Consider the following 20,587-nt stretch of genomic DNA (forward strand, 5'->3'; position numbering starts at 1 on the left):
GACCGCGCGCCGTCCTTGGACCTGGTAGTTGCGCCCTCACCCCTCTCCCCCCCCCCCCCCCCCCCCCCCCCCCTCCGCCCCCCCCCCCCCCCCCCCCCCCCCCCCCCCCCCGGCGGAGCGGGAGGGATCAGGCGAGCTTGGCGCTCAGGGTGATCGTCGTACCGGTCAGGGCCTGGCTGACCGGGCAGTTCTTCTTGGCGTCCTCGGCCGCGGCGACGAACGCGTCATTGTCGAGGCCGGGGACCTCGCCCTCCACCGTGAGGTGGATGCCGGTGATGCCCTCACCGGGCTGGAAGGTGACGTCGGCCTTGGTCTCCAGCCGCGTGGGAGGGGAGCCGGCGCCCGCGAGGCCGTGGGACAGCGCCATCGAGAAGCAGCTCGAGTGGGCGGCGGCGATCAGCTCCTCGGGGCTGGTCTTGCCGTTCGCGGCCTCGGTGCGGGCGGGCCAGGAGACGTCGTACGAGCCGAGGCCCGAGGAGTCGAGGGTGACGACTCCCTTGCCCTTGAGCAGGTCGCCTTCCCAGACGGTGTGCGCGTGACGCGTGGTGGCCATGGGTGATCCCTTCGCAGAAGTGGAAACGGCCGGACACCGGTGAGGGCGCCCGGCGTTCCCAAACCTACTGGGACACCAGGGGTTTCGCGTCGCGCGCCAGCGCGGTGAGCCGCGATATGGCGCGGAAGTACTTCTTCCGATAGCCGCCGTTCAGCATGTCGTCGCTGAACAGCCGGTCGAAGGGGACCCCGGAGGCCAGGACCGGGATCTCGCGGTCGTACAGCCGGTCGGCCAGTACCACCAGCCGCAGCGCCGTCGACTGGTCGGGCACCGGGCCCACGTCGGTCAGGCAGACGGCCGTGATCCCGTCGGTCAGCGCGCCGTAGCGGCTGGGGTGCACCCGGGCCAGGTGCTCCAGCAGGCCGGGGAAGTCGTCCAGGCTCGCGCCGTCGGTCGCGTACGCGGCCTTGGCGACCTGCTCGTCGGAGAACGGGGCGGGAGCCTCGGGCAGGCCGCGGTGGCGGTAGTCCTGGCCGTCGATCCGCAGCGGCCGGAAGTGCGCCGACAGCCCCTGGATCTCGCGCAGGAAGTCGGCGGAGGCGAAGCGGCCCTCGCCGAGCTTGCCGGGCAGCGTGTTGGAGGTGGCGGCCAGCGCGACGCCCTGCTCGACGAGGCGGCTGAGCAGCGAGGACACCAGGACGGTGTCGCCCGGGTCGTCCAGCTCGAACTCGTCGATGCACAGCAGCCGGTGCCCGCCCAGGGTCTGCACGGTCTGCTGGAAGCCGAGCGCGCCGACCAGGTTGGTCAGTTCCACGAAGGTGCCGAAGGCCTTGAGCGCCGGCTCGGCCGGAGTGGCGTGCCACAGGGACGCGAGCAGGTGGGTCTTGCCGACGCCGTACCCGCCGTCGAGGTAGACCCCGCGCGGGCCGGAGGGGGCCGCGGGCTTCCTGGAGAACCAGCGCCTCTTGCCGGCGCCGCTCGCGTGCGCCCCGCCCAGACCGGCGGCGAAAGCGCTGAGCACGGTGACGGCCTCGGACTGGCTCGGCTGGGTCGGGTCCGGGTTGTACGTGTCGAAGCGGACCGAGTCGAAGCGCGGCGGCGGCACCATCTCGGCCACCAGCCGTTCGGCCGGCACCCGCGGCTCGCGCGCACACAGGGCCTGGGGTCCCGCGTCGGCTATCGGAGGCCGGCCGGAGGTGTAACCGGAGGTGGAGAGTGATGTCGACACAGCCCTTAACTCTACGGGGCGTGGCACACTGCCCGGATGCGACGCCTGTTCCCTGTGACCGATCAGACACCAGCCTCGCCCCAGGACCGGGCCGACCGGGAGTGGTCGCTCGACGAGCTCGCGGACGCCTACGCGTACCCCGCTCTGGGGCCGGACGCACACTGGCTGCGGGCGAACATGGTCTCGACCCTGGACGGGGCGGCCCAGCACGACGGCCGCTCGCAGCCGATCTCCGGCGAGACCGACATGAGGATCTTCGGCACCCTGCGGGCGCTGGCCGATGTGGTGGTCGTCGGGGCGGAAACGGTTCGCCAGGAGGGCTACCGCCCGGCCCGGGCCCGGGAGGCCTTCGCCGCCCGCCGGGCGGCCGCCGGACAGGGCCCGGCCCCCGCGATCGCCGTGGTCACCGCGCGCATGGACCTGGACTTCTCGCTCCCCCTGTTCACCTCCCCGCTGGTGCCCACGCTGGTGGTCACCGGCGCCACCGCGCCCTCCGACCGGGTGGCCGAGGCGGTCAAGGCCGGGGCCGAGGTCGTGGTGGCCGGCGACGGCGCGGCCGTGGACCCGGCCCGCGCGGTACGGGAGCTGGCGGGGCGGGGGCTGCGCCGCCAGCTCACCGAGGGCGGGCCCCGGCTGCTGGGCCAGTTCGTGGCCGCCGACGCCCTGGACGAGCTGTGCCTGACGATCTCGCCGATGCTCGCGGCCGGTGACGCCCAGCGGATCGCAGGGGGACCCTCCGTCACGGTTCCGCACCGGCTCGCGCCCGCCTCCGTGCTGGAAGAGGCCGGGTTCCTCTTCACGAGCTACCGTCGGATCTGACATAGGGGCGGAATTTGGCGTTCCGCTTTGCTTCCGCTGGGCACATAACTGGGCAGACATGTCTGCGCAAGGCCCCGTGCGAAAGCGGGGCAGGATGGTTTCCGCAGGGGCCGGCCAGCCGGCCTCGGCCCATGAAGGAGAGGGCGTCCGTGTTCACGAGCGTATTGATGATCGAGCAGCCGCTGACCACGGTGGACGTGGACTTCGTCACCACCCTGCACGGGGACGACCCGGTCTCCTTCGTCGTCCTCATGCGACCCCGGGGCGATCAGGACCGACTGCTGCGCGCCATCGACGACGTCGCGCTCGGTGAGCTCCCCGAGGCCATCCGCGAGGGTGACGAACCCGAGGGCGACGCCGCCCGCGGCCCGGCGGCGCACGCCCTCGCGCACTCCCTGAACGCTCTGCGGCAGAAGGGTGCCAACGCCACCGGGCAGCTCATCGGGGACCACCCGCTCGACAAGCTGAAGGCCGTCGTGGACGAGACCGGAGCCGACGAGGTGATCGTTCTGACCGCCCCGCACTTCGTGGAGGAGTTCTTCCACCGGGACTGGGCCTCCCGGGCCCGGCACAAGGTCGGCGTTCCGGTGCTCAAGCTCTTCGCGCACAACGAATAGGCTGGGCCCGTCAGAGCTCGACAGCACCACCCCTCGATCCTGGAGCGACCTGAATGAAGCCCGGCCTGCCGACCGCCATGGAACGGCCCCACTTCATCGGCATCGGCGGCGCCGGGATGTCCGGCATCGCGAAGATCCTGGCCCAGCGCGGAGCGCAGGTCGCCGGCAGCGACTCCCGTGACTCCGAGACCGCCCAGGCCCTGCGCGCCCACGGCGCCACGGTCCACATCGGTCACGCGGCCGGCCACCTCGCCGCCGACTCCACCTGCGTGGTCGTCTCCAGCGCCATCCGCGCCGACAACCCGGAGCTCGCCCGCGCCGCCGAGCTCGGCATCCCCGTCGTGCACCGCTCCGACGCCCTCGCCGCCCTGATGGACGGACTGCGCCCGATCGCCGTCGCCGGCACGCACGGCAAGACCACCACCACCTCGATGCTGGCGGTCTCCCTCTCGGCCCTGGGCCTGGACCCCTCCTACGCCATCGGCGGCGACCTGGACGCCCCCGGCTCCAACGCCCACCACGGCGAGGGCGACATCTTCGTGGCCGAGGCGGACGAAAGCGACCGCACCTTCCACAAGTACAGCCCGCAGGTCGCGATCATCCTCAACGCGGAGCTCGACCACCACGCGAACTACGCGTCGATCGAGGAGATCTACGAGTCCTTCGAGACCTTCGTCGGCAAGGTCGTGCCCGGCGGCACCCTCGTCGTCGCCCACGGTCAGGAGGGCGCCGCCGAGATCGCCCGCCGCGTCGCGGGCCGGGAGGGCCTCACCGTCGTCACGTACGGCGAGGAGGAGGACGCCGACGTCCGGATCACCAAGATCACCCCGCGCGGGCTGACCAGCGAGGTCACCGTGATCCTCGACGGCCGGATGCTCACCTTCACCGTCTCGGTCCCCGGCCGCCACTACGCGCACAACGCCGTCGCGGCCCTCGCCGCCGGCGTGGCCCTCGGCATCCCGGCGCACAACCTGGCGAGCGCGCTCGGCAAGTACACCGGCGTCAAGCGCCGCCTCCAGCTCAAGGGCGAGGCCGCCGGCGTCCAGGTCATCGACTCCTACGCGCACCACCCCACCGAGATGACCGCCGACCTGGAGGCCATCCGCGGAGCCGCCGGGGACTCCCGGATCCTGGTCGTCTTCCAGCCGCACCTCTTCTCCCGCACCCAGGAGCTGGGCAAGGAGATGGGCCGGGCGCTGGCCCTGGCCGACGCCTCCGTGGTCCTGGACATCTACCCGGCCCGCGAGGACCCGATCCCCGGCATCACCAGCGAGCTGATCATCGCGGCCGCCCGGTCCGCGGGCGCCGACGTCACCGCCGAACACGACAAGGCGGCCGTCGCCGACGTCATCGCGGGAATGGCCAAGCCCGGCGATCTCGTTCTCACCATGGGCGCGGGAGACGTCACGGACCTCGGTCCGGCCATCCTCGCCCGGCTGTCGAGCTGAAGGTACGAGGGAGCGGGAGAGTCATGTCCTACGAGGTAGAGAAGACGGACGAGCAGTGGCAGGCGGAGCTGACCCCGTCCGAGTACCAGGTGCTGCGCCTCGCGGGCACCGAGCCGGCCTTCCGCGGTGAGTACACCGACACCAAGACGGAGGGCGTCTACTCCTGCCGCGGCTGCGGGGCCGAGCTGTTCCGCTCCTCGGAGAAGTTCGAGTCGCACTGCGGCTGGCCGTCCTTCTTCGACCCGAAGGACACCGACGCGGTCGAGCTGATCGCCGACACCTCGCACGGCATGGTCCGTACCGAGGTCCGCTGCGCGAAGTGCGGCTCCCACCTGGGCCACGTCTTCGAGGGCGAGGGGTACCCCACCCCCACCGACCAGCGGTACTGCATCAACAGCATCTCCCTGCGCCTGAGCCCCTCCTCCGACGAGGGCTGACACCGCGGGACCCGGCGGGCCCCCACCGACCCCGTTCGCGGTGTCGGTGGGGGCCCGCGCGCGTTCCGCGTTCCGGTTGCCGGTCCGCCGGCGGCGGGCGGGCGTTCGCGCGGCTGGCCGGAACGGGTCCGCCCAGGTGTCGAGGACATCGCAGTTCGATTCCGATCCGGTCTCTGGCCTGCGGTGATCCAAAGGCGGTAGCACGGTTGGCCGGTGAAGACACCTATCCGTTTTCTCCATGTGTCTGGTTATGATCGGCACCCTCACATCCCGCCGCGGCCGGACCGGTTGTGGCCGTCCCCTCCCCAGGACCGTGCCGTCCGGCTGCTCGGCAACCCCCGACATCCCCCTGCCGCCCCCGCTCCCGAGGACCGATGTCTCCCATAGAACCCGAAGGCGCACGAGGGCAGTCGACGACGCGTCGGTGGCGCAACGTGCGCCTGCGCACCCTGCTCATCTGGCTGGCGGTCGTCCCCACCCTGGCGATGGGCACTCAGGTCACCGTGACCGCCCAGCGGTTGCTCGCCCAGTCGGAACAGCTGAGGGCCGACGTGGAGGCCGCCGAGCGGGTCGGCGCACCGCTGTACACGCTCATGGTCGACATGCAGGCGGAGCGGACGGCGACCGCCGCCCAGTGGGCGGGCAACGACGGGGCCGAGGGCGAACTGCGCGCCCGCCGCGCGGCCACCGACCTGGCCGCCGCCGAGTTCCGCCGGCTGGCGGACGATCCGTCGAGGTCCTTCGCGGAAGTGACCCGGCAGCTCGACAAACTGCCCGCCTACCGCCAGCGCGCGGACACCCGCAGCGGCGCCGCCGACAGCACGCTGGCCTACTACTCCGAGGTGATCGGCAAGGTCATCCAGGTGTACCAGCAGGAGTTCAGCCACGCGGAGGACGCCGAACTCGCGCAGGCGAGCCGGCCCGTGGTGGCGATGCTCCAGGCCACCGAGATGGTGGCGCGCGAGGACACCGTCCTGGCCCTGGCCGGACCCTCCGGCGAGCTGAGCTTCTTCGGCTACGACCAGTTCGTCAGTTCCCTGGGCGCCCAGCGGTACCTGCACGAGGCGTTGATCGTGCCGCACCTCGCGGAGGGGGACGAGCGGTTCTACGAGCGGGTCGTCGGCTCCGCGGACTGGCAGACGAAGACGCGCATCGAGAACGCGGTCCTCTCCGGGCACAAGGACAGCGTCTCGGGCATCAGGGTGCCCGCCGACGTCGCCGGCTGGTCCTCCGCGCACGCCAACTTCTCCGTGCAGATGACCACGCTCAACATCGACCTGGCGCGCTCGGTGCTCGCCCGCGGCGAGGCCAAGGCCGCGGAGCTGCAGACCGAGGTCGCCTGGCTGATCGGGGGAAGCGGCGGCGGGCTGCTGGCCGTTGTGATCGTGGTCGTGTTCACCACCCGGTCGGTGCTCCGCCGGCTGCACCAGCTGCACGTACGCACGGTGACCGTGGCCGAGGAGACCCTCCCCGACGTCGTCGCCCGGCTCCAGCGCGGACAGAGCGTGGACCCGGCGGCCCTGCCGGCCGTGAGCGGGGACCGGGACGAGGTCGGACGCATCAGCGACGCGTTCGCCCGCGCCGTCGCCGTATCGGTCGACGGACACCGGCAGCTCGCCGCCGAACGCCACGGGTTCGGCCTGTTCGCCTCGGGCATCGCCTCGCGCACCGGAAACCTGGTGAGCCGCCAGCTGACCCTCACCGAGGACCTCCAGGACACCTTCGGCCACGACGAGGCGCTGCTCGCCCAGTTGATGCGGTCCGACCAGCTGACGGTCGGCATGCGGCGCCAGATCGAGAACCTCCTCATCCTGGCGGGCGGCGAGGTCCCCGACCCGCACACCGAGCCCATGCGCGTCGCCGACCTGCTGCGCGAAGCCGCCGCCGAGGTCGAGGACTTCCGGCGCATCGAGCGGCAGGCCCTGGACGAGACCAGCGTGGAACCGAGCGCGATCAGCCAGATCAGCCACCTGCTGGCCGAGCTGCTGGACAACGCCACCCGGTTCTCCCCGCCGAAGGCCAAGGTGGTCATCCGCGCCGAACTGGTCGCGGACGGACTGTCGGTCGAGATCGAGGACCGCGGACCGCGGGTGAGCCCCGAGCGCTACGAGGAGATGAACGGGCGCCTGCACCAGGCACCGCCGTACTCCGTCCTGGCACAGAACGCGCACCGGCTCGGCCTCTTCGTCGTCGGCCACCTCGCCGACCAGCTCGGGGCGACCGTCACCCTGCGCCGCTCGGTGTACGGGGGAACCTGCGCCGTGGTGGTCCTCCCCGGGGAACTGCTGGAGACCGAGGCGGAGACCCCGCGCGAGCCCGCCCAGCGCGAACCCGCACCCCGGGCCCTGGCCGCACCCGAGCCCGCGGTCGAGCCCGGGCCGCAGCCGGTGGCCGAGGCCGAGCCGGCGGCCGAGCCCGAGCCGGTCCTGCTCACGGGCGCCGGCCTGCCCAGCCGCCGTACGAAGACGCCCGCCGCCGCGCCCGCACTCGCGGTCCGGCCGGCTCCGGCGGACGCCCCCGCGCGGCCGGCCCTCCCCGAGCGCGTCCCGCAGACCCACATCGCAGACCAGCTGCGCGCGCCCCGCGCGCCGGAAACACCCGTGCGGCCGGACACCGAAACACCCGAAGAGGTGGCCGACGCCTGGGCGGACTACGAACAGGGGACCCAGACAGTGGAAGAAGAGCTCCGACGGGATCAGCCATGACCATCTCATCGAACACCACCGCATCCAACGACGCCATCTACAGCGTCCTGGACAACAACCTGAGCAGGATCGCGGGCATCCAGGGCGCCGTGCTCCTGTCCAACGACGGCATCCGGCTCAGCGCCTACCTGCTGGACCAGCCGCAGGCCGAGCGCATGGCGGCCGCGGCCTCCGGCATCGCCTCCACGATGAAGGCGATATCGCGGGAGATCGACGGCGGCGGCGTCATCCGCCAGCTCGTCGAGATGGACGACAGGTACCTCTGCATCGTCGGGTGCGGGGAGGGCAGCACGCTCATCGTGGTGACCTCCCGCAAGGCCCGCCTCGGCGAGCTGGGCGGCGAGGCCGTACGCACGGCCCAGGCGCTCGGCGAGTGGCTGGGCACCCCCGACCGCGGTCAGGTGCCGTCCTCGTAATGCCGCAGGACGAGTCGCAGCCCGCGAGCCGCCGCCGTACGCGGCTGTACGCCCTGACCGACGGACGTACGGCCGCTTCGCGGACCGTCCTCACCATGGACACCACCATCACGGCGGCGGTCGCCGAGGAGGGGCTCGGCGGGCTGCCCACCGAGTGGCAGGAGATCCTCGCCATGTGCGCGCCGCCGGGCGGGCGGGCGGTCGCCGAGATAGCGGCGCGGATGCACATCCGGCTCACCCCGATGACGGTGCTCCTCGGGGAACTCGCCGACCGCGGGCTGATCGACCACCGGCCGCCCCTGGCGGCCACCGACACCACCGACGTCAACCTGCTCATGAGAATCAGGGACAACCTTGCCCGGATATGACACGCCCGCCTCCGGGGAACCCGACCCGGTCAAGATCCTCGTCGCCGGCGGGTTCGGGGTCGGCAAAACGACCCTGGTGCAGACGATCTCCGAGATCGAGCCGCTGCGTACGGAGGAGCGGCTGACGGCCGCGGGCGCCGGGGTCGACGACCTCGGCGGCATCGAGTCCAAGACGGTCACCACGGTGGCGATGGACTTCGGCCGGATCACCCTCACCGACGCCGGGGTCGTCCTGTACCTCTTCGGCACGCCCGGCCAGGAACGCTTCTGGTTCATGTGGGACGACCTGCTGAACGGGGCCCTCGGGGCGATCGTGCTGGTCGACACGCGGCGCCTGGACCGCAGCTTCCCGGCCGTCGACTTCTTCGAGAGCCGCGGCCTGCCGTTCGTGGTCGGCGCGAACTGCTTCCACGGCGAACAGCCTTACACCGCCGAGGAGATCGCGGCGGCCCTGCACCTGCGCGATCCGCGGACACCCGTCCTCATGCTCGACGCCCGTTCCCGGGAGGACGTCCGCGCCTCCCTGCTCGCGCTGCTCGACCGGCTCATCGTCAAGGCCCGGACACCGGCGGCCGCCGGCGGCTGAAGGGGGGCCGAGGGGCTGTTGTGTTGCGGGGAGTTCCCCTACCCTCCCACCAGCGCGGCCGCGGCGGGCGGAGGAACGCCGTCCGTTCTCCAGGTGTACGGCACCGCGTCACGAGGGGATCCCCGGCCGGTACCCCGGGGCCGCTGTCCTTGGGGCGCCCCTCGACTCCCCCCTCACCCGCAGAGGTCGTCACGCCATGGCAGAACTCAACCGTCGCAGGTTCCTGCAGATAGCCGGCGGCACCGCTGCCCTCACGATGCTGAACGACAGCATCGCGCGGGCCGCCGCCATCCCGGCGCAGGGCACCACCGGCACGATCCAGGACATCGAGCACGTCGTCGTCCTGATGCAGGAGAACCGGTCCTTCGACCACTACTTCGGCGCGATGAAGGGCGTCCGGGGCTTCGGCGACCCGCGCCCCGTCCTCCAGGACAACGGCAAGTCCGTCTTCTTCCAGTCCAACGGGACCAAGGACGTCCTGCCGTTCAACCCGCAGGTCGCGGACCTCGGGATGCAGTTCCTGGAGGGGCTGAACCACGACTGGGCCGGCGGCCACCAGGCGCACAACAACGGCAAGTACGACAAGTGGATCCCGGCGAAGACGGCCACCACCATGTCGTACATGACCCGGAACGACATCCCGTTCCACTACGCCCTCGCCGACGCCTTCACGGTGTGCGACGCCTACCACTGCTCCTTCATCGGCGCCACGGACCCGAACCGCTACTACATGTGGACGGGTTACACGGGCAACGACGGAGTGGGCGGCGGCCCGGTCCTCGGCAACCAGGAGGCCGGGTACGGCTGGAAGACGTACCCCGAGCGCCTGGAGTCCGCCGGGGTCTCCTGGAGGGTCTACCAGGACGTCGGCGACGGCCTGAACGCGGCCGGCTCCTGGGGCTGGATCAACGACGCCTTCCGCGGCAACTACGGCGACAACTCGCTGCTGTACTTCAACACCTACCGGGGCGCCCAGCCCGGCAGCGCCCTGTACGAGAAGGCGCGCACCGGCACGAACGTCAAGGCGGGCGACGGCTACTTCGACCGGCTGCGCGCGGACGTGGTGAACGGCACCCTGCCCTCCGTCTCCTGGATCGCCGCCCCCGAGGCCTTCAGCGAGCACGCCAACTGGCCGACGAACTTCGGTGCCTGGTACATCTCGCAGGTACTGGACGCGCTGACGGCGAACCCGGCGGTGTGGGCGAAGACCGCCCTCTTCATCACCTACGACGAGAACGACGGCTTCTTCGACCACGTGGTGCCGCCGTACCCGCCCGCCTCCTCGGCCTGGGGCCTGTCCACGGCCGACGTGTCCAAGGACCTGTACGCCGGTGGCGGCGGCTACGCGGCCGGACCGTACGGCCTCGGCCCGCGCGTGCCGATGATCGTGGTCTCCCCGTGGAGCAAGGGCGGTTACGTCTGCTCCGAGACCTTCGACCACACCTCCGTGATCCGCTTCATGGAGAAGCGCTTCGGCGTGCAGGAGCCCAACATCTCCCCGTGGCGCCGCGCCGTCTGCGGTGACCTGACCTCGGCCTTCGACTTCACCCGCGCCGACGCCGCGCCCGCCGCCCTGCCCTCCACTGCCGGGTACGTCCCGCCGGACAAGAACCGTCACCCGTCCTACCACCCGACCCCGCCGGCCACGGGCACCCTGCCCAAGCAGGAGGCCGGCTCCAAGCCGACCCGCGCCCTGGGCTACAGCCCGTACGTGGACGGCGCCCGCACCCTCTCCACGGGCAAGTTCACCCTCACCTTCTCCTCCGGCCCCACCCTCGGTGCCCACTTCCACAGCACCTCGGGCAACCGTACGGACGGCCCCTGGCCCTACACGGTCGAGGCGGGCAAGACCCTCTCGGACACGTGGTCCACGAGCAGCTCCACCGGCAACCAGATCAACCTGACGGTGTGGGGCCCCAACGGCTTCCTGCGCACCTGGAAGGGCCCGGCGAAGAAGGCCGGCCCCGAGGTCACGGCCCGCCACGTCGCCGGCACCGGCGACCTGGCCCTGACCCTCACCAACTCCGGTACGGCGGCCGTCAACCTCACGGTGACCAACGCCTACGGCGGCGCCGCGCAGGTCATCAGGGTCCCGGCCGGCGGAACCGCCGCGCACACGGTGGCCCTCGGCGCCACGGGCCGCTGGTACGACGTGAACGTCGTCTCCGACGCCGACGCCACCTTCCTCCGCCGCTTCGCGGGCCACGTGGAGACGGGCGCCCCGGGCGTCTCCGACCCGGCGATCAAGACCGTCTGACGCGGTCCTCCGGCGTGCGCAGCAGCCGCCGTTCCAGGACCGGGAGGTCCTCGGGGCGGTGGCTGCGGGCGTACCGGAGCAGCAGGTCGCGGGCGGTGTCAGGGACCCGCCGCCGCTTCGGGTGCCGGGTGGTGAACTCCTCGCCCGCGAAGAACCGCACGGCGCCCTCCAGCCCGGTGCGGTCCGTCTCGCGCACCGCCCAGGCGAGTTCCTCCGTGGACCTCCCGGCCAGCAGCAGGACGGGTGCCCGTTCCGCGAGGAGCCACGCCGCGTCGCGCGGCTCCTTCCGTACGGCGCCCAGCCAGCCGAACACCACGCGGGGCGGCACCCCGAGCGGCGCAGGCGGCTCCTCCCCGCCCGCAGACAGCACCCGGGCGAACTCCCGCAGCCCCTCGGGCGCCGCGGCCGCCCACCGGTCCCGGTGCCGGGCCGGGAGGCCGGCGGGGTCCAGCGGATCGAACAGCGGCCGGAGCGGACCGGTCGGCGCGGCGGATCCGATGCGCTCACCGCCGGCCTCGTACAGCGAGAGCCCGCCGGCCCCGTGGCACATGCACTCGAAGCCGTCGTGCGCTTCGCGCCGCGGCCACAGGGCGACCACCTCCGCGATCTCGGCGCGGTCGAGGACCTCGTACGCCTCCGGGTGGTGCGGGTGATGCGGGTGGTCGGTGCCGGTCCGGGAGACCGTGACGGCGATGCGCACCGTGCGCGATGTCGGCTTCACGGTGTGATCGTAGGCCCGATGGGCAGAACGTACGGGTCCGTTTCGTCGCCCCCGTCACCGAGGGAGAACGCATGGCCATCGCCCACCGCAGGATCGGTACCGGACCCGTTCGCGTCATCGTGCTGCACGACTGGTTCGGCACCTCCGCCAACTGGGGCTCCGTGCTGGACCACCTGGACCCCGAGGGGTTCTCGTACGCCTTCCCCGACTACCGGGGCTACGGCGACAGGCGGGACGTGACGGGCCGTCACACCCTCGGCGAGATCGCCGACGACGTCCTCGAACTCGCCGACCAGCTCGGCTGGGACACCTTCTCCCTGCTCGGCCACTCCATGGGCGGCAAGGCCGCCCAGCAGGTCCTCGTGCGCGCCCCCGAACGGATCGAGAAGCTCGTCGGGATCAATCCGGTGCCGGCCGCCCCGTACGAGATGGACGACGCCACCCGCATCCTCTTCTTCGGCGCCGCGGAGAGCCCCGAGAACCGGCGCGCCATCCTCGACCTCGTCACCGGCAACCGGGCGAGCCGGCGCTGGATCGACCGGATGGTCGCCCACTCCCTGGAAATCTCCCGCCCGGAGGCCTTCGCCGACTATCTCGCGAGCTGGCAGTCCCTGGACCTGTCCGACGCCGTCAAGGGCAACACGGTGCCGGTGCTCGTCCTGGTCGGCGAGTACGACCTCGCGCTCACCGCCGACGTGATGCGCGCCACCTGGCAGGTCTGGTACCCGAACTGCCGCATCCGCACCCTTCCCGGCGCCGGGCACTACCCGCCGCACGAGACCCCCGTGGCCTTCGTCACCGAGGTCGAGGCCTACCTGCGCGACTAGCCGCGGCCGCACGCCGGCCACCGAACGCAAAAATCCCCGGGGTACGAGGAGACCTCGTACCCCGGGGGATCAGGGTGAGTGACGGGACTTGAACCCGCGGCCACCTGGACCACAACCAGGTGCTCTACCAACTGAGCTACACCCACCACGAAGGGCGGCGGACCACCCGTCGACGTGCATGCACAGCATAGCCGATCTGCGGGGTGGTCCCGCGACGGGTTATCCGGCCGAGCGGCTGGTGGCCGGCATGGCGGCGAGCCGGGACGCGACCCCGTCCCGGCGGCCGGCGGCGTGCGCGACGGCCGCCGCCGCGAGGGCCCGGACGATCGGGTGCGGCCGCGACCCGTCCCCGTGCAGTTCCGGCTGGAACAGCGTGGCCAGGAAGAACGGGTGCCCGGGCAGCTCGGCGATGCGGGCCCGGCCTTCCTCGTCGTGCCCCGACAGTCGCAGCCCGCGGGCGGTGAGCGCCGGCAGGTGCCGGGGCACGGGTCCGTAGGTGCAGTGGTAGCGCTCCATCGACCGCTCCGCGCCGAGCGCGGCCTCGGCGAGCGAGCCGGGCTCGGCCCGTACGAGGCCCTCGTGCCCGACGAGCGAACAGGCGAGCGGCGCGATCAGCGGGTCCGCCGCCCCCGGGTCGTTCTCGGCGTGCGCCACGGAGGTCAGCCCGCAGACCGTCCGGGCGTACTCCAGCAGGGTGTGCTGGAAGCCGCCGCAGGTCCCGAGGAAGGGGATGCCCTCCTCGCGGGCCACCCGGATCGCGGCCAGCGCCCCGGCCTCGCTCGCGTACGGGCTGCCGGGCAGCACCCACACGGCGTCGAAGCGGGCCAGTGTCCCGGCGGCCGCCTCGGCCTCGGCGTCGCCGGTCGGGATCCAGTAGGCGTCGAGCACGAGCCCGTCGCGGGAGGCCAGGGCGTCGAGGAGGAGGGGGATGCGGGTGTGGGACTTCACGTGCGGGGAGCGGTCGCCGACGAGCGCGATCCGCGCCGCCGGTGTGGTCTGCGGAGTCTGCGGGGTCTGTGCGGTCTGTGCGGTGGTCATGTGGATCATCCTGCGGCCGACTCCCCGTTCAGTGCCAACGATTGTTCCTGCATCCTCCATCAGTGATCCTGATGACCATGGACCCGCACCTGCTCCGCACCTTCGTCGCCGTGGCCCGGCTCGCCTCCTTCTCCGCCGCCGCACGCGAGCTCGGCTACACCCAGTCCGCCGTCTCCCAGCACATCGCCGCCCTCGAAGGGGACCTCCGGGCCGAGCTGCTCACCCGCCGGCCCGTCGCGCCGACCGCGGCCGGGACACGGTTGCTGGAACACGCCGGACCGCTGCTCCTGCGACTCGACGCCGCCCGCGCCGACGTGCTCCGGCTGACCGCCGCCCCGCCCGGCCGGGTCACCCTCGCCGCCTCCCCGCTCGCCGTCGGGCCCCGGCTGCTCGCGGCCCTGCCCGCCACCGGGGTCACCCTGCGGGTGCTGCCCCCTGCCGAGGTGCCCGCGGCCGTCGCCACCGGAGGCTGCGACCTCGGCCTCGTCGACGGCCCGGCCGCGCCCAGCGACCCGCTGCGGCTGCCCGACGTGGCCCCCCTCACCGTGACCGGCGTGGCCGAGGAGGAACTGGCCGTGCTGCTGCCCGCCGGGCACCCCTTCGCCGGGCGGGCCGCCGTCCGGCTGGACGACCTCGCCGACGCCCGCTGGCTCGACGCCCCCGGCGTGGGGCTGCCGCCCACCGCCGCCCGCGCCTCCGTCCGCTACGACGGCACCGACCTGCACGCCCTCTGCGCCCTCGCCGCGGCCGGGCACGGCCTCGCGCTGCTTCCGCGCCGGGTCGCCGAGGCCGCCGGCGCGGGGGTCGCCGTACCGCTGTCCACCCCGCGCCTGGTGCACCGTACGGAACTCCTCACGCCCGGCACCCCGACCGGCGCGGCCGCTGCCCTCGCCGCCCGGCTCACGGCAGGATCACCCGTATGACACGTGACGCCGCATTCAAGGACCCGGAACCCTTCACGGCCGACGACTACGCCGCCCGGATGGCCGCCGCCGCGCGGACCGCCGCCGACGCCGGACTGGCCGGCCTGCTGATCGCCCCCGGGCCCGACCTCACCCACCTCACCGGATACCGGCCCACCGCCGAGACCGAGCGGCTGACCCTGCTCGTGCTGGCCGCCGGACAGGACCCGGTGCTCGTCGTCCCCGCACTGGAGGCCCCCGACGCGGCCAAGGCCGCGGGCGCCGCCGTGCTGACCCTGCGGGACTGGGCCGACGGGAAGAACCCGTACGCCGTGACCGCCCCGCTGCTGGATCCGGCCGGCCGGTTCGGGGTGAGCGACAACACCTGGGCGCTCCACCTCCTCGGCCTCCAGCGGGAGTTGCCGCGGACCTCGCACGCGCCGCTCACCGACTGTCTGCCCATGCTGCGCGCCGTGAAGGACGAACGGGAACTGGAGCGCCTCGCCGCGGCGGGGGCCGCCGCCGACGCCGCGTACGCGCAGATCCTCCACCTGCCCTTCGCCGACCGCCGGGAGACGGACGTCGCCGCCGACCTGGCCGCCCTGCTGCGCGCCCACGGCCACTCCCAGGTCGACTTCACCGTCGTCGGCTCCGGCCCCAACGGGGCCAACCCGCACCACGAGGCCGGCGACCGGGTCATCCGCCGCGGTGACATGGTGGTCCTCGACTTCGGCGGCCTGCGGTTCGGCTACGGCTCCGACATCTCCCGCACCGTGCACGTGGGCGAACCCACCGCCGAGGAGCAGCGGGTCCACGACATCGTCCGCGAGGCCCAGCAGGCGGGCGTGGCGGCGGTCCGCCCCGGGGTCTCCTGCCAGGAGGTGGACCGGGCGGCCCGCGCGGTGATCACCGAGTTCGGGTACGGGGACCGCTTCATCCACCGCACCGGCCACGGCATCGGCGTCACCACCCACGAGCCCCCGTACATGGTCGAGGGCGAGGAACAGCCCCTGGTCCCCGGCATGTGCTTCTCCGTGGAGCCGGGCGTCTACCTGCCCGGCCGGTTCGGCGTCCGCATCGAGGACATCGTGACCGTCACCGAGGAGGGCGGGCGGCGGCTCAACAACGCCCCGCGCGAGCTGGCGGTCGTCGAGTAGCCCGCGCGGCGGGCCGCCGCGACCGTGGCGACCGCGGCCTCACGGACCGAGCACGACCGCCGATTCGCCGGGTACGTGGATCCGGCCGTCGGGGCCCGGGTGTCCGAGGGGCTCCCAGGACGCCAGCACCCGCACCCCGTTGCGGCCCAGCGCGATCGTCACCGGCTCCGGGGAGAGGTTCACGGCCACCCGTACGTCCCCCCGCCGGAAGGTGATCCAGCGGCGCTCCTCGTCGTGGGCTACCCGGACCGACGCCAGGTCCGGGTCGCGCAGGTCCGGATGGCCGCGGCGGAGCGCGACCAGGGTGCGGTACCAGTCCAGCAGGCGGGCGTGGGCGTCCTGTTCGGGTTCCGACCAGTCCAGGCAGGAGCGGTCACGGGTCGCCGGGTCCTGCGGGTCGGGGATCTCTTCGGCCTTCCAGCCGTGCGCCGCGAACTCCCGGCGCCTGCCGGTCCGTACGGCCTCCGCCAGCTCCGGGTCGGGGTGGTCGGTGAAGTACTGCCAGGGGGTGCGCGCCCCCCACTCCTCGCCCATGAACAGCATCGGTACGAACGGGCCGGTCAGCGCCAGCGTCGCGGCGCACGCCAGCAGCCCGGGGGAGAGGGAGGCCGAGAGCCGGTCACCGAGGGCCCGGTTGCCGATCTGGTCGTGGGTCTGGGTGTAGCCGAGGAAGCGGTGCGCCGGGGTCCGGCGGCGGTCCACCGGGCGGCCGTGGGTGCGGCCGCGGAAGGAGGACCAGGTCCCGTCGTGGAAGAAGGCCCGGGTCAGGGTCTTGGCGAGGGCGGCCAGCGGGGCCTCGGCGAAGTCGCCGTAGTACGCCTGCGATTCACCGGTCAGCGCACAGTGCAGGGCGTGGTGGAAGTCGTCGTTCCACTGGGCGTGCAGGCCCAGCCCGCCGGCCGCGCGCGGGGTGGTGGTGCGCGGGTCGCACTGGTCGGACTCGGCGATCAGGAACAGCGGCCGGCCGGTGTCCGCGGCCAGCCCGTCGACGGCCCCGGACAGTTCCTCCAGGAAGGTCAGCGCCCGCCCGTCGGCCAGCGCGTGCACGGCGTCGAGCCGCAGTCCGTCGATCCCGTAGTCGCGCAGCCAGGCCAGCGCGCTGCCGACGAGGTACGCGCGCACCTCGTCGGAGCCCGGCATGTCCAGGTTCACCGCCGCGCCCCACGGGGTGTGGTGGGCGTCGGTGAAGTACGGGCCGAAGGCGGGCAGGTGGTTGCCGGACGGGCCGAGGTGGTTGTGGACCACGTCCAGCACCACGCCCAGCCCCGCGGCGTGGGCCGCCGCCACGAACCGGACCAGCCCGGCCGGGCCGCCGTACGGCTCGTGCACCGACCAGGGCGCGACCCCGTCGTAGCCCCAGCCGTGCCGGCCGGGGAAGGAGCAGACCGGCATCAGCTCCACGTGCGTGACGCCGAGGGCGGTGAGGTGTCCGAGGCGGGCGGCGGCCGCGTCGAAGGTGCCCTCGGGCGTGAAGGTGCCGATGTGCAGCTCGTACAGGACCGCGTCCTGGAGCCGGGTGTCCGGTGGCGGGACCGGCGGGGCCACGGCCTGCACCAGCGCCTCGAAGTCGACCACCGCGGACAGGCCGTCGGGGCCGTCCGGCAGCCGGCGGCCGCGCGGATCGGGCCGCGGGACCGTGTCGCCGTCCAGCAGGAACCCGTAACGGCTCCCCTCGCCGGCCGGGGCCTCCGCGGTCCACCAGCCGGCCCGTTCCGGATCACGCTGCATCGCGTACGTGGCGTCGTCGAGTCGCATGGCGACATGACCTGTCAGCGGTGCCCACACCTCGAAGTGCAACGGACGGTCCCCTCGTCAGCGGCGGTGGCCGGCATGCGTATCCTGCCCATCATTCCGGGCGTGGCGGGGGAGTTCTGGACACTCCGGCCCCGACGGGCCGACAATCACCCTGTGACGTCGAGTTTCGAGATCCCCGCCTTCCCCGCGCCGCGGCTGTCCGACGCGGAGCGCGACAGGGCGCTGGGCCAGCTCAGAGAGGGCGCTGCCCTCGGCAAGCTGTCCCACGACACCTTCCTGCGCAGGATGGAACTCGCCCTGGTCGCCCGCCGTTCCGAGGACCTCGCCGTCCTCACGGCCGACCTCCAGGCAAGGGAAGCCGCCGAAGGCCCGTGGACGCGTCGGCTGTTCGGCTGGGTCGGCCGGGCCTCGGCCGTGTCCGTCGGCATCCGGCACGCCTGGGCCGCCGAGAAACTGCCCAAGCTGCTGCTGCCGCATCCGAGCGCGGCCGTCCTGCGGATCGGCCGCGACCCCGGCAACGGACTGCGGCTCAGCCACGAGACCGTCTCCCGGGCGCACGCGGAACTGAGCCTGCGCGACGGGCTGTGGGTGCTCAAGGACCTCGGGTCCACCAACGGGACCTCGGTCAACGGACGCCGGGTGACCGGCTCCGCGGTGGTCCGCGCCGGGGACCAGATCAGCTTCGGGAAGATGACCTTCCGGCTCTCGGCGAGCTGACCTCAGGACCGGGTTCGGGCCCACGTCCACCCAAACCGGCGGCGGATGGTTCCCGTCGCCCCCGCGCCCGGTCCACCGGGCGGTTCAGAGGTTGTCCGCCGGGACCCGCCCGTCCGGCCGGGGGAGCCACCGCGCAGGATGACGGGCATGGAACACACGCCTGTCATCCGCCGCGCACGCGTCGGGGACCTCCCCCGCCTGACCCAGCTCGTCCACGAGCACATCGCGTACGAGAAGTCGGCGCCGCGGCCGCCGGGCCTCGCCGAGCGGCTCGGCCCGCAGCTCTTCGCCGAGGACGCCCGGCTGTGGGTGCTGCTCGCCGAGACCCCGGACGGCGCGGTCGCCGGATACGCCGCCTGCTCCGCCGAGTTCGCCTTCTGGGACGCCCGGCACTACCTGCACATGGACTGCCTCTACCTCGCGCAGGAGGCCCGCGGCCACGGGCTCGGCGCCGCCCTGATGGACGGGGTTCGGGACCTGGCCCGCGAGCTCGGCCTCGACCAGGTCCAGTGGCAGACCCCCGACTGGAACGAGGGCGCGATCCGCTTCTACGACAGACTCGGCGCCACCGGCTTCCCGAAGCGCCGGTACGCCCTGTCCGTGGAGCCCGTGGAGCCCGTGGAGAATGCCTAGGGGGAGCGGTCGGCCGCCAGGAGGCGCTCGTAGGTGGCCAGGACCGTCCGGGACTGGTGTTCCACCTGGGTGGCCACCGGGACCCAGCGGGCCCCGAAACGGGCCGCGAAGTCCTCGCACCACCCCGTGACCAGCCGGTCCAGCCCGGGCGCCGCCGGATGCCCCTGCGCGCGCAGCACCCGCAGCAGCATCGCGGCGGCGCGCAGCGACAGCCGGCGCCCGAAGGCGTCGATGCTGGCGATGTACGCCGCGGTGGCCTCCGTGGGAGCCCCGTCGCCCGTCCACTCGTCGGAGATCCGGGGGATCAGCGCGAGCGTCCAGTCCACGGCGCGCAGCAGCGGAGCCGTGGCCCGGTCCTCGTACGGCGGCGGGCCCGACCGGATCCGGTCCCGTACCCCGGAGACGAGCGCGGCGTCCGCCGTGAGCCGCCCGGCGAGCATCCGCAGGGCGCCGCGCGGGTCGGGGTGCGGGGCCGGATCGTCCACCAGGTCGGAGGCCCACATGGGGACTTCGACGATCGCGGTGGTGCCGGCGTACCGGTGGGCGTGGTACCAGGTGCTGAGCCGCGTGTCCTCCGGGTGGAAGGAGCCGGCGGCCTCGCTCCCCGGCTGCGGGATCACGAAGATCCCCGGACCGGGGGAGGGCCAGCCGGCGGCGTCCGAGGCCCCGTTCTCCACCGGGATGTGCAGCTCGGCGGCCGATTTGGCGAACGGCTCGGCGAGGCCGGGTATGTCCCGGGTGAGCTGGACCCAGGAGCCGCCGAGATCGGTGGCGTGCAGCGAGACCTGGAGCACGGGCCGCAGCTCGTCGATGAGCGCGGTCAGGGCCAGGGTCTCGGGCGGCAGCCGGTCCGGGGGCAGTAAAGACGGCGCCCACTCGGGCTGTTCGGGGCCGGGCGGCCGGAAGAAGCTCCGGTGGTAGTCCAGCAGCGAGTACGGGCGGGGTGTGCGGTGCAGGTCCGCGCCGTCCGGGTCGGCGCAGAGCAGGAAGTGCCAGCCGCAGCCGGCCCGCGGCGCGGGCTCGTGCAGGACGCGCCGGGCGAGCGAGAGGGCGGTGGCACCGCCGACGGGCTCGTTGGCGTGCGCCCCGGCGACGACGAGGACGTTGCGGGTGCGGGTGTTCGGGCCGACGGCCGCCACGGACAGGACCCAGAGCGGCTGCCCGGCCCGGGAGGTGCCGGCCTGGCGGAGCCGGACCTCGCCGGGGTGTTCGTCCGCCAGTGCGCGGGCGGCCAGCCCGAGTTCGTGCGGAGTGGGGTAGCGCATGTCACGGAGGAGAGTCACAAGGGATGCCATGCCCGCCGGGCTGGGCCCGTACCCGCGCGGGGCCCGGGTGCGGCGCCGCTGCCGGAGTGCTCTGCCCCCGCCCCCTCGCGCCTCGAATGCCGGCGGGGCTGAACGATCGCCTCAAACGCCGGCGGGGCTGGATTTCAGCCCCGCCGGCGTTTGAGGCGTGGGGCGTGG

General features: G+C 73.3%; 20 protein-coding genes and 1 tRNA gene. 14 read left to right on the top strand and 7 right to left on the bottom strand.

The genetic code is table 11. The features are described from left to right. Positions 1-127: 127 nt before the first annotated feature. Both ACZ4VT_RS15960 and zapE read right to left on the bottom strand, forming a co-directional pair. Complete coding sequence (locus ACZ4VT_RS15960; protein WP_467950009.1) at positions 128-553, bottom strand: OsmC family protein; 426 nt, start codon at positions 551-553, stop codon at positions 128-130. A 64-nt stretch (positions 554-617) separates the two neighbouring features. Beyond that, positions 618-1,673, bottom strand: coding sequence for a cell division protein ZapE (zapE, locus tag ACZ4VT_RS15965; RefSeq protein WP_467950083.1), 1,056 nt, complete (start codon positions 1,671-1,673; stop codon positions 618-620). An 84-nt stretch (positions 1,674-1,757) separates the two neighbouring features. On the opposite strand from zapE, the gene ACZ4VT_RS15970 reads away from it, so the two are divergent. The 9 genes from ACZ4VT_RS15970 to ACZ4VT_RS16010 all read left to right on the top strand — a co-directional run bounded on the left by ACZ4VT_RS15970 (position 1,758) and on the right by ACZ4VT_RS16010 (position 11,374). After that, entirely contained in the window at positions 1,758-2,540 is a 783-nt protein-coding gene (locus ACZ4VT_RS15970) for a pyrimidine reductase family protein (RefSeq protein ID WP_467950011.1), read from the top strand. Between the two features lie 149 nt (positions 2,541-2,689). Next, positions 2,690-3,157 (top strand): indole-3-glycerol phosphate synthase, encoded by a 468-nt coding sequence (locus ACZ4VT_RS15975; RefSeq protein WP_467950014.1) that lies wholly within the window; start codon positions 2,690-2,692, stop codon positions 3,155-3,157. Between the two features lie 53 nt (positions 3,158-3,210). Further along, a complete protein-coding gene (murC, locus tag ACZ4VT_RS15980) occupies positions 3,211-4,605 on the top strand; it encodes a UDP-N-acetylmuramate--L-alanine ligase (RefSeq protein WP_467950016.1) in 1,395 nt (464 codons plus the stop codon). A 23-nt stretch (positions 4,606-4,628) separates the two neighbouring features. Beyond that, positions 4,629-5,042, top strand: a complete 414-nt coding sequence (gene msrB / locus ACZ4VT_RS15985) for a peptide-methionine (R)-S-oxide reductase MsrB (protein ID WP_467950018.1) — start codon at positions 4,629-4,631, stop codon at positions 5,040-5,042. Positions 5,043-5,476: 434 nt separating this feature from the next. Beyond that, a complete protein-coding gene (locus tag ACZ4VT_RS15990) occupies positions 5,477-7,747 on the top strand; it encodes a sensor histidine kinase (protein ID WP_467950020.1) in 2,271 nt (756 codons plus the stop codon). Continuing rightward, complete coding sequence (locus ACZ4VT_RS15995) at positions 7,744-8,163, top strand: roadblock/LC7 domain-containing protein (RefSeq protein WP_030713599.1); 420 nt, start codon at positions 7,744-7,746, stop codon at positions 8,161-8,163. Before ACZ4VT_RS15990 ends, ACZ4VT_RS15995 begins: the two co-directional genes overlap by 4 nt. Next, entirely contained in the window at positions 8,163-8,531 is a 369-nt protein-coding gene (locus ACZ4VT_RS16000) for a DUF742 domain-containing protein (RefSeq protein WP_467950023.1), read from the top strand. The genes ACZ4VT_RS15995 and ACZ4VT_RS16000 overlap by 1 nt, the downstream gene beginning before the upstream one ends. Then, the gene (locus ACZ4VT_RS16005) at positions 8,518-9,117 is read left to right on the top strand and encodes a GTP-binding protein (protein ID WP_467950025.1); all 600 of its coding nucleotides are present in this window, start codon (positions 8,518-8,520) and stop codon (positions 9,115-9,117) included. The genes ACZ4VT_RS16000 and ACZ4VT_RS16005 overlap by 14 nt, the downstream gene beginning before the upstream one ends. Before the next feature lie 196 nt (positions 9,118-9,313). After that, a complete protein-coding gene (locus tag ACZ4VT_RS16010) occupies positions 9,314-11,374 on the top strand; it encodes a phosphocholine-specific phospholipase C (RefSeq protein ID WP_467950027.1) in 2,061 nt (686 codons plus the stop codon). Here ACZ4VT_RS16010 and ACZ4VT_RS16015 read toward each other — a convergent pair. Next, entirely contained in the window at positions 11,361-12,095 is a 735-nt protein-coding gene (locus ACZ4VT_RS16015; RefSeq protein ID WP_467950029.1) for a hypothetical protein, read from the bottom strand. The two genes, ACZ4VT_RS16010 and ACZ4VT_RS16015, sit on opposite strands and share 14 nt — an antisense overlap. 71 nt (positions 12,096-12,166) lie before the next feature. Here ACZ4VT_RS16015 and ACZ4VT_RS16020 point away from each other — a divergent pair, with 71 nt between their 5' ends. Further along, positions 12,167-12,922 carry an alpha/beta fold hydrolase gene (locus ACZ4VT_RS16020; protein WP_467950031.1) on the top strand — a complete coding sequence of 252 codons (756 nt, stop codon included), beginning with the start codon at positions 12,167-12,169 and terminating at the stop codon, positions 12,920-12,922. A gap of 73 nt (positions 12,923-12,995) precedes the next feature. Here the strand turns inward: ACZ4VT_RS16020 and ACZ4VT_RS16025 are convergent. Further along, positions 12,996-13,068, bottom strand: a tRNA-His gene (locus ACZ4VT_RS16025). Positions 13,069-13,141: 73 nt separating this feature from the next. Continuing rightward, positions 13,142-13,960 carry a CTP synthase C-terminal region-related (seleno)protein gene (locus ACZ4VT_RS16030; protein ID WP_467950033.1) on the bottom strand — a complete coding sequence of 273 codons (819 nt, stop codon included), beginning with the start codon at positions 13,958-13,960 and terminating at the stop codon, positions 13,142-13,144. A 77-nt stretch (positions 13,961-14,037) separates the two neighbouring features. On the opposite strand from ACZ4VT_RS16030, the gene ACZ4VT_RS16035 reads away from it, so the two are divergent. Both ACZ4VT_RS16035 and ACZ4VT_RS16040 read left to right on the top strand, forming a co-directional pair. Next, on the top strand, positions 14,038-14,883 hold the full coding sequence (locus tag ACZ4VT_RS16035; protein ID WP_467950085.1) for a LysR family transcriptional regulator: 846 nt from the start codon (positions 14,038-14,040) through the stop codon (positions 14,881-14,883). Then, complete coding sequence (locus ACZ4VT_RS16040) at positions 14,880-16,019, top strand: M24 family metallopeptidase (protein ID WP_467950035.1); 1,140 nt, start codon at positions 14,880-14,882, stop codon at positions 16,017-16,019. The genes ACZ4VT_RS16035 and ACZ4VT_RS16040 overlap by 4 nt, the downstream gene beginning before the upstream one ends. Positions 16,020-16,058: 39 nt before the next feature. On the opposite strand, the gene treZ is transcribed toward ACZ4VT_RS16040, so the two are convergent. After that, positions 16,059-17,816 carry a malto-oligosyltrehalose trehalohydrolase gene (gene treZ, locus ACZ4VT_RS16045; protein WP_467950037.1) on the bottom strand — a complete coding sequence of 586 codons (1,758 nt, stop codon included), beginning with the start codon at positions 17,814-17,816 and terminating at the stop codon, positions 16,059-16,061. Positions 17,817-17,927: 111 nt separating this feature from the next. Between treZ and ACZ4VT_RS16050 the strand changes: the two genes are divergently transcribed. Both ACZ4VT_RS16050 and ACZ4VT_RS16055 read left to right on the top strand, forming a co-directional pair. Next, on the top strand, positions 17,928-18,491 hold the full coding sequence (locus tag ACZ4VT_RS16050; RefSeq protein ID WP_362799464.1) for a DUF1707 and FHA domain-containing protein: 564 nt from the start codon (positions 17,928-17,930) through the stop codon (positions 18,489-18,491). 147 nt (positions 18,492-18,638) lie between these two features. Next, complete coding sequence (locus ACZ4VT_RS16055) at positions 18,639-19,124, top strand: GNAT family N-acetyltransferase (protein WP_467950039.1); 486 nt, start codon at positions 18,639-18,641, stop codon at positions 19,122-19,124. On the opposite strand, the gene ACZ4VT_RS16060 is transcribed toward ACZ4VT_RS16055, so the two are convergent. Next, complete coding sequence (locus ACZ4VT_RS16060) at positions 19,121-20,407, bottom strand: M14 family zinc carboxypeptidase (RefSeq protein WP_467950087.1); 1,287 nt, start codon at positions 20,405-20,407, stop codon at positions 19,121-19,123. The two genes, ACZ4VT_RS16055 and ACZ4VT_RS16060, sit on opposite strands and share 4 nt — an antisense overlap. Between the last annotated feature and the right edge of the window lie 180 nt (positions 20,408-20,587).

This window comes from Streptomyces sp. NPDC029164 (genome assembly GCF_055563995.1).